Genomic DNA, 14,839 nt, shown 5'->3' on the forward strand with positions numbered 1-14,839 from the left:
TCGTATCTACTGATGAAAGGAGTGTTTTTCAATGAAGGAGATAACAGAAGGAAAAGCAGCTTTGGATAGCCGGCTTGAGCCGAATGAAGAGATCAGATCTATTATTCTTTGCGCTTATAACGCGAGACTGTCTGCACGTTACACTCCGTACAGAGGCGTGCTTGCCGCCACTGACAGGCGGTTCATGTTTTATTCCTCCCTGTTTGGCTCCCCTTTTCATCTTGACATCCGCTATGATGCCGTCACCTCGTTTCGCCGCGAAAAAGGGCTGGTAACAAGAGGCGATCATCTCGTCGTGATGAACAACGGGGATCGGGAAGCATTTCAATATTTTAGCGGCTGTGATCCTTTAGAGACATTCGTCGAAGCCGTTCGAAAGCTAAAGAAACTGCCTGAAGACATCATTCATTCTGAAAAACGCCGGCTCCGGGATGTGCCCGCAGCCGGCTGCTCAGTTATTAATATCGTACTTCTCTCCATACCTCAGCACTTTATAAATTGCCATTCCATCAGAAAGATGATTTTCGGAATACCTCACGGGAATCAAAGCAAAAAATACATAATAGGTTGAAAAATAAACAAATTGGTAGAAAAAAATATTTTCGGGTATGATGTCTTTGATAATCAGCAGATTGATAATAAATATAGACATTAAGTTAAACAGCGATCCGCCAGCATAAATCATCGCATTCGTGAAACGGTTATCGTATTTTAAATCCCCGTATTTGCAGAAGGAATCCATGAAGTAGACACTTCTGATTTGAACAGGGCCGATTTTCAGCAATTTTTTGCCCATCCCGATTTCAAGCGAAGATTTCCCGCCGAACAACACCGCCATGGCGCTGTGGCCCAAGACATGAAGCACCGACACGGCAGGAAAAACGATCAAGAACGACCAGAGGAATTTGACAATATCCTGCAGTCCGAACATTCAATCATCCTTTCTGTTTCAGGCAATGTTTTTTAAGAAAATTTCCGCTTTTCCCCCGTATCAAACCTGTCAATATGCAAAACAAGCAGACCTCAGCATGAAAAAAACCGCCCATCTACTCTATGGACGGCCTTCTCAGGAGCAGTCAATTATCCTCCAATATAGGACATTTCAACCTTTTTCCGCGGAACCGCTTTTGCAAGAGCGCGGTCGAGAGAATATTGGTCATCGCGATTCCGCCAGACGGTGCCGATCGCCTCCGCCAGCTCCTGATCGGTCTGCCCGCTTCTGATCAAGGTTCTTAAATCAAACCCGCTTGATGCGAAAAGACATGTGAAAAGCTCGCCTTTCGCCGATAGTCTTGCTCTGTTGCATGTGGTGCAAAAAGCATCGGATACAGAAGAGATAAAACCGATTTCTCCTGAGCCGTCCAGGTATCGGTATCGTTTTGCGACTTCTCCTTCGTAGTTCGGGTCGATCGGTTCAATCGGCATATCTTCATTGATGATCCGGATGATATCCGCTTTGGCCACCACTGACTGACGGTTCCATTCATTTGTGTTCCCGACATCCATAAACTCAATAAACCGCAAAATATGGCCTTTTTCTTTGAAATAGCGGGCCATCGGCAAAATATCCTTCTCATTGACCCCTTTCTGGACGACCATGTTGATCTTGACGCCGAGTCCGGCCTTTTTCGCCGCTTCAATTCCGGCCAGCACCTTGCTGACGGAAACGCCTCTTCCGTTGATCGATTTGAAACGCTCATCATCCAGGGAATCCAGGCTGACCGTTACACGTTTCAGCCCCGCTTTTTTCAGCTTGTCAGCGTAAACCGGCAGCAAAACGCCGTTCGTTGTCATCGCAATATCGCGAATCCCTTTGATCCCTGCAAGCTTCCCGACTAATTCCGGCATATCTTTTCTCATCAGCGGCTCTCCGCCGGTGAGACGGATTTTTTCTACCCCGAACTGATGAACAAACAGCTTGGCCAATCGTTCAAGCTCTTCAAAGGACAACAGTTCGCCTTTTGGCAAAAACGGATAATCCTGCCCAAAGATTTCTGCAGGCATGCAATACGTACATCTTAAGTTGCAGCGGTCGGTGACAGAAATTCTTAAATCCCGAAGCGGCCGGCTTTTCTGATCCAAAACTTGTTCACTGTTGGTGTTCACGCCTGTTGCCTCCTTTTATGAAAACTGAATTCGCTCGTGATGCGTGTATACATTGAATGACCGGTTTCTCGCAAAACCAATCGTCATGATATTCAGCTCCTCTGCCATCTGAATGGCCAGCTCGGTCGGCGCCGACTTGGAAATGACCGCGGAAACCCCGATTTTCGCGGCTTTAAGCAGCACTTCCGAAGAAATTCTGCCGCTGAATACGATCAGCTTATCGCGCACAGGAACCTGATGAAGCAAACAATATCCGTACAATTTATCAAGCGCATTATGCCTTCCGATATCAGATCTGACTGCAATCAGCTTGTCTGTGCTGCACAAAGCGGCATTATGAACGCCCCCCGTATGGTGAAAAAGCTTGCTGCTTTTCTGCATGTCGCGCATCAGCTTCAAACAGTTCTCTGGCGTAATGGTCACGCCGTCAATCGCTGTTTTTGCGGTTTTGACGTCCTGCTGGAAATAAAAATGCCTCCCTTTTCCGCAGCAGGAGCCGATCACCCGCTTTGTGTAATCCTTCAGCTGCAGCTTTTTTGTGCTGACAAGGTCGACATATGCGAACCCGAGGCTTTCATCTATTGTAAACCTTTTAATCTCATTTTTAAATCGGATCACCCCTTCAGATGCGAGAAATCCGATCACCAGTTCTTCCAGGCTGTCCGGCGAGCAAACAAGCGTGACAAATTCCTCGCCGTTCACCATGACAGTCAGGGGGAATTCCGTCGCCATCTGATCTTCTTGCTGCACCAGCTCTCCATTATCATAACGGAAAATTTTTCGGCTTGTTGTGATGTTTTTCCCCATGAATAACTCCGCCCCTTTGTTTCTTACTATATCTATTACTATACTCGTCTATCATGCCGTTTCACAACCGTCAGGTCAAATTTGGAAGCTTCATCTTGTTGATAGCTTGAAAACATGATATTATTTTTTAAAAGTTCAAAAAATATTCACTTTTCAAACAGACTGCCCTTCTTCGCAGCAACTTCAGAAACCGCTTTCAAACAATCGCTCCCCGGCAGCCTTCTGTCTTTATTACAGCCTTTTTCAACAGGGGGTTCTCACATGAAAAAAGCGAAAAACAGGTGGCTCATTGCTTTATGTGCTGTAGGCATTCATTTGTCAATCGGGTCGGTATACGCATGGAGCGTCTTTACAAACCCGCTCGCTGAAACCTTCGGCTGGAGCCTCAGCCAGATCAGTCTGACGTTCAGCATCGCTATTTTATTTCTCGGGCTTTCAGCCGCATTTTTGGGACACTTCGTCGAAAAACACGGCCCCAAAAAAGCAGGCATGCTCGCCGCACTTTTCTTCGGAGCTGGCGTGACGTTTTCCGGCTTCGCCGTTCAGATCGGCTCCCTTCCCCTGCTTTATTTGTTTTATGGAGTCTTCGGAGGGATCGGACTCGGCGTCGGCTATATTACACCCGTATCTTCGCTTGTTAAATGGTTTCCTGACCGCCGCGGCTTGGCCACAGGGCTTGCCATTATGGGCTTCGGATTTGCGGCTTTGATCAGCAGCCCGATCATGCAAAAGCTGATCTCAGCGGTCGGTATAGCCAACACCTTTTTTATTCTCGGTATCTGCTACTTTCTTGTGATGATGCTCTCTTCGCTTTACCTCGCCCCGCCTGAAGAAGGCTGGCAGCCTGAAGGATTTTCAACCGGAAAAAGCGGAAGAGCACAAAGCGCTGATATTTCCCAGCTGACGGCAAATGAAGCGATTAAAACGAAACGCTTTTATTATTTATGGCTGATGCTTTTTATTAATGTTACGTGCGGAATCGCCATCATATCAATCGCTTCACCGCTGGCGCAGGAAAGTGCGGGCATGTCCGCCGCCGCGGCCGCCGCGCTCGTCGGCGTTTTGGGCGCATTTAACGGTTTAGGGCGCATCGGCTGGGCCTCTGTATCTGATTACATCGGACGGCCGAATACGTATACCGTCTTTTTCGCCATACAGCTGATCGCCTTCCCGCTTTTGCCGTTCATTTCCGACAAGGCCGCCTTCTCTGTTTTGATGGCATTGATCTATACGTGCTATGGCGGAGGGTTTGCCGCAATTCCGGCTTATATCGGGGATTTGTTCGGAACAAAGCAGCTCGGTGCGATCCACGGATACATTTTAACGGCTTGGGCGGCGGCAGGGCTTGCAGGCCCGATGTTCTCTTCTTGGGTACGCGATGCAACAGGGAGCTACAGCCAAAGCCTGACGGTGTTTGCGGCACTGTTCGCCATCGCCCTGTTCATTTCGATATTCATTAGAACGGACATTAAACAGTTGCGGAAAAAAGCGGCGGTTCATGTCTCAAACTCGCTAAAAGGATGATCTGCAGTATCCGCTGGAAAGGAGAGAAGGGAATGGGAAAAACAAAGCATCAAGGTCCGATGAAGCTGAATAAAAAGCCCGCGCCAAAACTGTGGGCGTCTTGGGCGCCGATGGGACTCGGAAAGGTAAAGCCGAAGCATATCAGAGATACGATGAAAACAGCGTGGGACAATAAAGACAACCTTCCGTACGCCTACAGAATTTTGACGCAAGGCGTGTGCGACGGCTGTGCGCTCGGTGTGTCCGGACTCCGCGATCAGACGCTCACAGGCCCTCATTTATGCACGACGCGGCTGAACGTCCTGCGCTTAAATACAATGCCTGCGATCGAGGACAAATGGCTGTCCGCCGACATCGAACAGCTGCGAAAGCTGGACAGCACCGAGCTGAGAAAGCTTGGACGCATCCCCTATCCGCTGTCGAGAAAAAATGGTGAACGATCGTTCTCGAGAATTTCGTGGGATGAAGCGCTCAGCCGAATCGCGGACAAAATCAAATCGATTGATAAACGGCAGCTCGCCTTTTATTTAACAGCCAGAGGCATAACGAATGAGGTGTACTATACGGCCGCAAAAGCGGCGCGGTTTATCGGCACAAACAACATTGACAACGCCTCGCGGATCTGCCACTCGCCAAGCAAAACGGCTTTAAAAAGGTCCCTTGGCATCGGCGCCTCAAGCTGCAGCTACCGAGACTGGATCGGAACGGATGTCCTCGTCTTCTGGGGGTCTGTCGCTGCCAATAATCAGCCGGTGTCAACAAAATACATGTATGCCGCCAAAAAAGCGGGAACGAAAATCATTATGATCAATCCGTACCGGGAGCCATCGATGGAGAAATACTGGATTCCATCGATACCTGAGAGCGCCCTTTTCGGCACCAAAATCACCGATGATGTTTACCAAGTCAATATCGGCGGCGACATTGCCTTTATGAACGGGGTGATGAAGCACTGGTTTGAAATGGAGCGGGAGGCACCAGGTTCAAGCATTGACCGCGCCTTTATCGATGCACACACAAACGGGTTCACTGAGCTTAAACAGCACATCGAAAAACAAAATTGGAAGACGCTTGAAGAGTCATCCGGCATATCAAAAGAGAGAATGAAAGAATTCGCCGTCTTGCTGGCCCGGGCGAAAACCGGCGTTTTCATTTGGAGCATGGGGCTCACACAGCACCGTTTTGCGACCGACAACATTTCACAGGTGGCAAATCTCGCCCTTTTACAAGGATTCATCGGCAGAAAGCATTGCGGCGTTATGCCGATCAGAGGGCACAGCGGTGTGCAGGGCTCTGGAGAAATGGGTGCCGATCCTTTCGTCCTCCCAGGCGGTGATTTTGACGAGGAAAATGCCGCACGGATCGAGAAGGTTTGGGGCTTCCGCTTACCGACTTGGCAAGGCGATACGATCGGCCAGACGATCGAAAACATGCTGCTGCCGAGCGGAAGCGAAAGAAAAGTAAAAGTGTTTTATACAAGCGGAGGAAACTTTTTGGAGACGATGCCGAACCCTGATTTTATCAAAAAAGCATTGCAGGAAGTTGAAGTGAGAGTCCATCAGGACATCATCTTCAATACCTCTACCCTGGTCGATGCCAAAGAGGAAGTCATCATTCTCCCTGCGATGACAAGGTATGAACAGCCTGGCGGAGGAACCTCGACCAGTACGGAACGGATGGTATACTTCAGCCCCGAAATTAAAGGACCGCGCATCGGAGAAGCCCGTTCAGAATGGGAAATTTATGTAGATCTCGCCAAACGGGTCCGGCCCGAAGACAAAGAACTGATCCATTTTGACGGCGCTGCGGAAATCCGTGAAGAAATCGCTGCTGCCAACCGGAATTATGACGGGATTCAGCATTTAAAAAAACGCGGAGATGTCTTTCAATGGGGCGGCGCCTGGCTTTGTGAAGGCGGTGTTTGTCCGACGGCAGACGGCAGGGGCAACCTGATCCCTGTCGATCTTCCTGAAAACAGACAAACGGAAGGACGCTTTCTCGTTACGACAAGGCGCGGAAAACAGTTCAACTCGATGATTTATAGTGAAAAAGATCCTTTCAACGCTGCAGATCGCCGGGATGTCATGATCAATCCAAAAGATGCCGAGGAGCTTTATATTCAAGATGGAGAAGCGATCGTTCTATTCAACCGCTACGGAACTTTCCAAGGGCGGGCAAAATATGCCGGCGTACAACGCGGAAACACGGCAGTCTACTGGCCGGAAGGAAATGTGCTGATCCCTAAAGGCGTATACGAAAACCATGCCCGTATTCCGGAATACAACACGGCGGTCATGATTGAAAAGGCGGAGATTTTCCATTCGAGAAAAGATCCGCGCTATGCGGAAAAACGAATCGAAGAACTCGAAATGTCGACCGATTAGCTTAACAGTCGGGACGGCTCTGCTGCCGTCCCGTTCTCGTATGGAGTTACTGAGACAGTTTTACGCCTTCTTCTTTCCATACCTTTTTAAAATCAGAAGCTGAGTCGGCTTCAATCAATTTTCCGCCGCCGGCGTCAGCTACTTTTTTAAGCTTTGCTTTTTCTTTCACGGTTTTTACATCCAGCCCAACAATGTTGACGATCGTTTTAATGTTGGATTTGCGCAGATCTTTTGCTGCCTGAACAGGATCCCCTCCGCATGTTTCTTCACCGTCTGTCACGATGTAGACATAATTCTTCCCATCTTTATCGGCAAGATCATCTTTTACATCATAAAGAGATTTTGCAATCGGAGACCAGCCTGTAGGCTTGATTCCGCTTAAAGCGTTTTCGAATGAATTGAAAGAAAACGGCTGCAGATCATAGACGGTTTCAGTCGTACCGCAGGATACTTCTTTTCCTGAGTTTTTATTGTTGCCTTTATGTCCGAAAACATTCAGCATGACATTCGCATCGCTTGAAAGCAGGTCGGCAAAATCGGTTACGGATTCTTTGGCAATATCAAATTTTCTTTCTCCTTCAACCTTTTGTGCCATGCTGCCGCTTGCGTCAAGCACAACTGCAACATTGACATCTTTTTTGCTGTTGTCCGCATTTCCGTTTTCAGCCGCAAAAGCTGCTGCCGGCGCCAATGACAAAAGCATGGTGAACGTTGTCAACAGAGCAAACCTCTTTTTCAACTTTCTCACTTTCCTTTCCGCATTTGTTTTTTCGGACCGATCTTCCGCATGAGATCAAGTCCACCAACATCGTAAAAGAAGGCTTGATAGAAATAAATAGGCCGGATCTCCTTTTCAAATTCACAAATTCTTCATAATCCTTACGATAATCGATCGACGCATTCACTTAAGACCTATCAAAAAAGTCTGCTAAAAGGCCGATTTCATCCCAATAAAGCTACCGTTACGACAAATAACCCCTCCAAAGGACGCAGCAGGGTTCAACGCTCTGACACAATAACTTAATATTTGTAAAGTATTTTTCTTGACTTTTGACAATCTTTTCATCACAAAAGGAAAGCTGCGGAAACATGTCCACAGCTTTTTTCCAGTTTATTTAGAAAGCTCAATTGCTTCCTGAGTAAAAATTCTTTTGATGTCATTTTTAGTTTTTGCCTGGAAATATTCACCGCCGCCAGCTGCTGCGATACTGGTCAATTGTCCGTGGAAGTCTCCTTCATAATCAAAGCCGATCACGTTGACAACCGCATTGGATTTGCGCAGTTCTGTTGCGACTTTTACCGGATTGCCTCCGCATGTTTCCTCACCGTCTGTCAGCAGATAGACGACGTTTTTCCCGTTGTTGTCCAGCTGGTCAAGCGCGTTTTTTGCATCTTGCAGCGCGTTTGCGATTGGTGTCCATCCGGTCGGTCCGATGCCGTTTAAGGAATTGCGGAAGCTTTGCTCGTCATACGTTTGGAAGCCGTACACCCCTCTGATTGCATTGCAGGACTGCACTTTTCCGGAATTTTTATTGTTTCCCTCTGAACCGAAAACTCTCATGAGCACGTTTGCATTTTCAAGCTTGGAACCAAAGCTGAACGCTTCATTTTTGGCAAGCTCGTATTTTGAGACCCCGCCGATCTTTTTAGCCATGCTGCCGCTTGCATCAAGCATAATCGCAACGTTGGGCGCATCTTCGGCAACTGTTACCTCCTGTTTTTTCTCAGCTGCAAAAGCAGGCGAACCAAGACTGAGAACCATAGCGGTCAAAATGCCCAATGTCATCTTCTTCTTCATTTCTCCCTTTCCCCTTTCTGAAATAAAGTCGTTAACACATTATTATCGTAGAAGAACACCAGGGAGAAATAAATAGGGCATGTCTCCTTTTCCTCGTTATTCAATTCATCATACAACAAGTATATAAAATAGACTTTATAACCTGTGACCCCTATTGTTGATACGGCGTTTGCGGCCTTTTGACGCTGTTCAGCAAGCCCTCCGGCACATGTTTTTAGAAATATTTGTATAATAATTTAGCGTGCATCAAATTCATGGGAATGCCAAATTTCGATGATATTCAAAAAGACGCCGCCAAGAGGCAGACGTCTTTTGTTTTATTTTTTCGCCATGTATTTATTTAAAAATTCATCTGCATTGGATACGGCTGTTCCTTTGTAATAATACTTGACGATGTCTTCTGCTTTCTTGCCGTCTTTCGCCATATAATGCGCACCGTATTGGCTCATTCCCACTCCATGTCCAAATCCCCTTGTCGTGACTGTAATCTGATTCCCGTCGCGTTTCCAATCAAAGTCTGCCGATTTGAGGCCGAGCTTTTCGCGAATATCTCTTCCCTCAAGCTTCTTTCCATTGATGACGGCAGTCGCTACGCGTTTTCCCGGCGTTCTTTCGGTGATCTCTCCGATGCTGTTTGAACCGGGCAGCTTGACACCGAGCTTTTGTTCAAATTCAGCGACAGTAAACGTTTTATGGTTCAGGAATTTCGGCGATTTTGTGTCCCAGGAGCTTTTCACGCTTTGCAGGTACGGAATATCACTTGTCCAATAAGCTCCGGCATTCTCGGTGTACCCGTTGCTCGTCGAGAAGAACGAAGCATCAATAGGCTTATGCTCATAGGTTAAAATTTTGCCTTGCGTACTGGCTACAGCTTCGGTCACCTTTTTGATTTTCCAATCGTAATCCTTCTTCCACAGCCTGCGGAGCTCCTCTTTGTTTTTATACACCTGGAACATCTGCGTATCATCGACCAGCGAGCCTTTCGGCGACTGTACAGCTTGCTCTGACACCATTTGCCTCACAATGTATGTGCGGGCTGCCAGCGCTTGTGCTTTTAAAGCTTCGATATCAAAATCTGCCGGCATTTCCGAGGCAACGACACCGATGACATACTCTTCAAGCGGAATGTCTTCAACTTTCCGGTCAGCCGTTCTGTAGACCGGAATTGAAACGGGAGACTCTTTTAAGGTGACTTTCTTTTTTTCCTCGTGTTGCTGAGCGTGTTTCTCTGTTTTAATTGCCCCCGGTCCCCCGTGAAAAGGGAGGACAAGCAGTGTTGGTATGAGTAAAATCAGCGTGCAGATTCCTGCTAGTACAATTATGAGCTGTTTCAAATCAGTGCCCCCATTTCTGTTTTGTCTCTTTCATTTTATGGGCGGGGACAAGCTAATATGACTGTACTTTTTCAACTGCTGCTACGTATTTTAAAAGCAATTCTTGTGCATAATGATAGATATGGGAGGCATACTGATATAGAATACTTGAAACGCAAAAATCAGTATGCCGTATGACATACTGATTTCAGGTTGATTTATGCATTTAAATCGGATACAACTTCTTTATTTTCAATATGAACTGCTTCTTCATCGTTAACGCGCTCAATATCAGCGCCGAGACCGGCAAGTTTTTGGTGGAAGTTGACATATCCACGGTCTAAATGTTTTAATTCGGTTACGCGTGTATGACCGTCAGCAACAAGGCCAGCAAGGATAAGAGCTGCGCCGGCGCGAAGATCCGTTGCGGCAACTTCAGCGCCTTGAAGCTGCACAGGACCATTAATGATGACAGAACGGCCTTCGATTTTAATATCTCCGTTCATACGGCGGAATTCTTCCGCGTGCATGAAGCGGTTCTCAAAGACGGTTTCTGTGATCATGCTGGTTCCATTTGCGCGCATCAAAAGAGCCATCATCTGTGACTGCATATCAGTCGGGAAACCTGGATGTGGCATTGTTTTTAAATCAATAGGCTTCAATTCAGAAGGACCGATGATCCGAAGACCGTCTCCTTCTTCCAAGATTTGAACGCCCATTTCTTCCATTTTCGCAATTAAAGATGTTAAGTGCTCAGGAACCGCTCCCTTTACCAGTACGTTCCCTTCGGTAATCGCCGCGGCAACCATGAACGTTCCCGCCTCTATCCGGTCAGGAATAATCGTATGTTTTGCCCCATGAAGCGCCTTAACGCCTTCAATTTTAATGGTGCCTGTACCGGCACCCCGAATTTTACCGCCCATTGCATTGATATAGTTAGCCAGATCAACGATTTCAGGCTCTTTAGCAGCATTTTCGAGAGTTGTCGTGCCCTCAGCCAAAGCTGCAGCCATAATCAGGTTTTCAGTTGCTCCGACACTAGGGAAATCAAGGTAAATTTTCGCTCCTTGAAGGCGGCCTTCTACAGTCGCTTCAATAAAGCCGTTTCCGACCTTAATTTTTGCCCCCATTGCTTCAAAGCCTTTCAGATGCTGATCGATCGGTCTTGAACCGATTGCACATCCTCCAGGCAAAGCCACTCTCGAATGGCCTGTGCGAGCAAGAAGCGGACCCATCACCAATACGGATGCGCGCATTTTACGAACATATTCGAACGGAGCTTCCGTAGACAAAGTGCGAGATGCATCAACCGTTACTGTATTATTTTCAAAATGTACACTTGCGCCTAAATGACGTAACACTTCGTTAATCGTATATACATCGGAGAGCGTAGGCACATCACATATTACGCTTTTTTCTTCACTGGCTAATAAAGATGCAGCGATAACTGGTAAAACGGCATTTTTTGCTCCTTCAACTTTGACTGTGCCGTTTAACTTTCGACCGCCGCGGACGATGATTTTTTCCAAGGTATTCCCCTCCGCGTCCCAATTTCTCTATATTAATATTCAGTCGTGACGATTGGTGTGCCAACCGTGACGGTAAGTTTTTCGCCCATTCCCGCATTTCTAAGCGAGACTTGCAAATTCATACGGTGTTTTTCTGTCTTGATGGATTCTTTCCACTCGTTAGTGTAAGCAGAAATAGAAACGAAATTTGGTTCAATTAAATCTTCAACTGACTTTGCATCAAATTCATGTACTAGCTCATTTGCTTTTTTTTGCAAAACAACATTCATCATACCATTTAAATGGCCCTTTAGACAAGTAAAAATTGCGGTCTTTTCTCGCATTATGTCGAATGCATCCCGTTCAAACTGCTTATATGTAGCATTCCAGTTTTCCCGTGGTCCCGCGCCTTTTTGCTCATACAATAAATACGAAACAAGTCTCTGGTTTTTGTGGGTGGATACCAAATGTATTTTGGAATTGATATGATTTTTTTTGTCCTGAAAAACACCTGTCGCTTTAACTGTATCGTCGTCTTCCCGCGTTAAAGTCCATTCATATTGTCGATGCTGTTTCTTGAAATGTTTCAGTTTTGCAAAAAAATCTTTTTCACTTAGGGTAAGCTGTTTTTTTGTATGCATGGTCCACTCTTCAAGCTCGACATCATGGCGGCTCAAACCTTCCGCCAGCTGTTCAAGCGGCGTATTGCCCGCTGCTTCAAGCGATTGAAAGACATGAACAATTAAAAATAAAACCACAATAAAAATAAGGGCATTAACCGTTTGTTTTGTCTTCATTCTGCATCATCCTCTCCTACTCTCCATTGTTGACGGATCGCAGGAAAAGCATACGTGGAAAAACAAGGTCTCCGGTGATTTTGCAGAACGCGGTGTTACCCATATTCGTCCATTCCCATAAATTCTTTTACTCAATCATGAAAATAAATTTTGAAGCTGTCTGGAATAATAAAGATAGTCCAAGAAAAAATTGCTGACGGTGGAGCCGACGGCGATTGTAATGATGATCATTAACACCCTCGCCTGAATGACTTTTCCTTTCCTGATAAGCGGATCAATATTGACCGCCAGAAGAGCCCACCAAGTCAATGCAATAAAAAAAAGATGAACGATGATACTGACAGCAGCCTGTTGTCCGATCTCTTCCATTATTGATGACGCCTCCTTACGTTCAGCCGGTTTGGTGCTTCCGGCCAGCCTCGTCTCTTCTGCCGTAGGATAAAGGAATGTTGCTGGTCATTTCAAGTCATTTTAACAGTTTTGATGTTGCATGTTAAGTCGTTCATGATAGAACTTTTTCCCATAGATGGAGTGATCCTCTGTTGCCTGAGGGGCTTGTGTTTTAGGAGCTTACTTGAATGTCTTACGTCCTCTTTTTGGTGGAAGAGAACATAGCTTACTATTTTGTATTATAGATAGATTCATACTAAAAAGGCGAACAATTTGTGAACATTTTTCAACATTTTCAATTCTGTTTGATCTTGAATATAAAAGACCCTTCCCATCCTTAAATATGGGAAGGATCCTTATCTCTATCTCGCAACATCCAACCGGTTAATCGCGCGTTTTAAAGCAAGCTCTGCCCGAATAATGTCAACATCTGGAGTTTGCTTTTGCAAACGTTCCTCGGCACGCCGTTTTGCGGCCAAGGCGCGTTCTTTGTCAATTTGTTCAGATGTTTCCGCCGTCTGGGCCAGAATGGTGACATGGTCAGGGCGGACTTCCACTATCCCCCCGCTGACGGCAACCAGCTCAGTTTGACCGTCTTTTTTCAGACGGACTGCAGCAATTTTTAGCGGAGCAACCGTCGGAATATGGCCGGGTAAAATACCAAGCTCACCGCTCTCTGCTCTAACGCTTACCATTTCTATATCCGCATCGTATACTGGGCCGTCGGGAGTAACGATATTGACTTTTAAGGTCTTCATGCTTTTACCCTCCTAGGACCAGATTATACTTCTACACCCATTTCTTTCGCTTTTTCGACAACTTCTTCGATTCGGCCGACAAGGCGGAAAGCGTCCTCAGGAAGGTGATCATACTTACCTTCAAGGATTTCTTTGAAGCCTTTTACCGTTTCTTTGACAGGTACGTAAGAACCTTTTTGTCCTGTAAACTGTTCAGCTACGTGGAAGTTTTGCGACAGGAAGAATTGTACGCGGCGCGCACGGCTGACGACAAGCTTATCTTCGTCTGACAACTCATCCATTCCGAGCATCGCGATGATATCCTGAAGCTCTTTGTAGCGCTGCAGGATCTGCTGAACGCTGCGCGCCACTTCATAGTGCTCTTCTCCGACGATTTCAGGCGAAAGCGCACGGGAAGTGGATGCAAGCGGATCGACCGCAGGATAAATCCCCATTTCCGACAGCTTACGCTCAAGGTTCGTCGTCGCATCCAAGTGAGCGAACGTCGTAGCCGGCGCCGGGTCAGTATAGTCATCGGCAGGAACGTAGATCGCCTGAATCGATGTTACAGATCCGACATTTGTTGATGTGATCCGTTCCTGAAGCTGACCCATTTCGGTCGCAAGCGTCGGCTGATAACCAACCGCTGACGGCATGCGTCCAAGAAGTGCAGATACTTCAGATCCTGCTTGAGTGAATCGGAAGATGTTATCGATAAAGAACAATACGTCCTGGCCTTCTTTATCACGGAAATGCTCGGCCATTGTAAGTCCGGTCAAGGCAACGCGCATCCGCGCACCAGGCGGCTCGTTCATCTGACCGAAGACCATTGCCGTTTTGCCGATAACGCCGGAATCTTTCATTTCATAGTAAAGGTCGTTTCCTTCACGCGTACGCTCGCCGACACCTGCGAATACAGAGATACCGCCGTGCTCTTGAGCGATGTTGTTGATCAGCTCCTGAATCAAAACGGTTTTTCCAACTCCCGCTCCTCCGAAAAGACCGATCTTTCCGCCTTTGATATATGGAGCGAGCAAGTCGACGACTTTAATACCCGTCTCTAAGATTTCAACCTCTGTTGATAGCTGATCAAATTTTGGAGCTTCTCTGTGAATCGGATCTTTGGCAGCATCAGCCGGAAGCGGCTCATCCAAATCGATATTTTCCCCGAGTACATTAAATACGCGGCCGAGTGTTACGTTTCCGACCGGAACGGAGATCGGCTCTCCCAGGTCGATGGCTTCCATTCCGCGTGTAACACCGTCAGTTGAAGCCATTGCAATTGTACGAACTGAATCATCACCCAAGTGAAGCGCTACTTCAAGGGTAAGATCGATGTCCACTTCATTCTCGTTCTGCGCTTTATGTGTAACTTTAATCGCATTATATATTTCAGGCAAGTGACCGTCTTCAAAACGAACATCTACGACCGGCCCTAATACCTGGCTAACGCGTCCTTTTTTCATCTCTATCCC

Annotated in this window: 14 protein-coding genes; 3 read left to right on the forward strand and 11 right to left on the reverse strand. The window is 46.8% G+C overall.

The features are described 5' to 3' along the window. The first annotated feature begins 31 nt into the window (after positions 1-31). Positions 32-571, forward strand: a complete 540-nt coding sequence (locus MKY62_RS19435; RefSeq protein ID WP_003185978.1) for a PH domain-containing protein — start codon at positions 32-34, stop codon at positions 569-571. On the opposite strand, the gene MKY62_RS19440 is transcribed toward MKY62_RS19435, so the two are convergent. From MKY62_RS19440 to fdhD, 3 genes are all read right to left on the reverse strand, one after another. Continuing rightward, on the reverse strand, positions 452-931 hold the full coding sequence (locus MKY62_RS19440; protein ID WP_003185980.1) for a hypothetical protein: 480 nt from the start codon (positions 929-931) through the stop codon (positions 452-454). The genes MKY62_RS19435 and MKY62_RS19440 overlap by 120 nt on opposite strands. A 149-nt stretch (positions 932-1,080) precedes the next feature. After that, complete coding sequence (moaA, locus tag MKY62_RS19445) at positions 1,081-2,106, reverse strand: GTP 3',8-cyclase MoaA (RefSeq protein ID WP_003185982.1); 1,026 nt, start codon at positions 2,104-2,106, stop codon at positions 1,081-1,083. A gap of 15 nt (positions 2,107-2,121) precedes the next feature. Continuing rightward, complete coding sequence (gene fdhD / locus MKY62_RS19450; RefSeq protein ID WP_003185983.1) at positions 2,122-2,913, reverse strand: formate dehydrogenase accessory sulfurtransferase FdhD; 792 nt, start codon at positions 2,911-2,913, stop codon at positions 2,122-2,124. 261 nt (positions 2,914-3,174) lie between these two features. On the opposite strand from fdhD, the gene MKY62_RS19455 reads away from it, so the two are divergent. Both MKY62_RS19455 and MKY62_RS19460 read left to right on the forward strand, forming a co-directional pair. Beyond that, entirely contained in the window at positions 3,175-4,437 is a 1,263-nt protein-coding gene (locus MKY62_RS19455; protein WP_003185985.1) for an OFA family MFS transporter, read from the forward strand. Between the two features lie 32 nt (positions 4,438-4,469). Further along, entirely contained in the window at positions 4,470-6,821 is a 2,352-nt protein-coding gene (locus tag MKY62_RS19460) for an FdhF/YdeP family oxidoreductase (RefSeq protein WP_009329743.1), read from the forward strand. A gap of 46 nt (positions 6,822-6,867) precedes the next feature. Here the strand turns inward: MKY62_RS19460 and MKY62_RS19465 are convergent, their stop codons facing one another. The 8 genes from MKY62_RS19465 to atpD form a co-directional block, all read right to left on the reverse strand. Further along, positions 6,868-7,524, reverse strand: a complete 657-nt coding sequence (locus MKY62_RS19465; protein ID WP_044051842.1) for a VWA domain-containing protein — start codon at positions 7,522-7,524, stop codon at positions 6,868-6,870. Positions 7,525-7,932: 408 nt separating this feature from the next. Further along, complete coding sequence (locus tag MKY62_RS19470; RefSeq protein WP_003185993.1) at positions 7,933-8,619, reverse strand: VWA domain-containing protein; 687 nt, start codon at positions 8,617-8,619, stop codon at positions 7,933-7,935. 317 nt (positions 8,620-8,936) lie between these two features. After that, the gene (spoIID, locus tag MKY62_RS19475; protein ID WP_003185995.1) at positions 8,937-9,953 is read right to left on the reverse strand and encodes a stage II sporulation protein D; all 1,017 of its coding nucleotides are present in this window, start codon (positions 9,951-9,953) and stop codon (positions 8,937-8,939) included. Between the two features lie 197 nt (positions 9,954-10,150). Next, positions 10,151-11,461, reverse strand: coding sequence for a UDP-N-acetylglucosamine 1-carboxyvinyltransferase (gene murA, locus MKY62_RS19480; RefSeq protein WP_003185997.1), 1,311 nt, complete (start codon positions 11,459-11,461; stop codon positions 10,151-10,153). A gap of 32 nt (positions 11,462-11,493) precedes the next feature. Next, positions 11,494-12,237 carry a YwmB family TATA-box binding protein gene (locus MKY62_RS19485; protein ID WP_003185999.1) on the reverse strand — a complete coding sequence of 248 codons (744 nt, stop codon included), beginning with the start codon at positions 12,235-12,237 and terminating at the stop codon, positions 11,494-11,496. Between the two features lie 135 nt (positions 12,238-12,372). Then, positions 12,373-12,606, reverse strand: coding sequence for a DUF1146 family protein (locus tag MKY62_RS19490; RefSeq protein ID WP_003186001.1), 234 nt, complete (start codon positions 12,604-12,606; stop codon positions 12,373-12,375). Between the two features lie 383 nt (positions 12,607-12,989). Further along, complete coding sequence (locus MKY62_RS19495; protein WP_003186004.1) at positions 12,990-13,385, reverse strand: F0F1 ATP synthase subunit epsilon; 396 nt, start codon at positions 13,383-13,385, stop codon at positions 12,990-12,992. Positions 13,386-13,408: 23 nt separating this feature from the next. Beyond that, the gene (gene atpD / locus MKY62_RS19500; RefSeq protein WP_003186006.1) at positions 13,409-14,830 is read right to left on the reverse strand and encodes a F0F1 ATP synthase subunit beta; all 1,422 of its coding nucleotides are present in this window, start codon (positions 14,828-14,830) and stop codon (positions 13,409-13,411) included. Between the last annotated feature and the right edge of the window lie 9 nt (positions 14,831-14,839).

The sequence above is a fragment of the Bacillus sp. FSL R7-0646 genome (genome assembly GCF_037969865.1).
GTDB lineage: Bacteria > Bacillota > Bacilli > Bacillales > Bacillaceae > Bacillus > Bacillus licheniformis.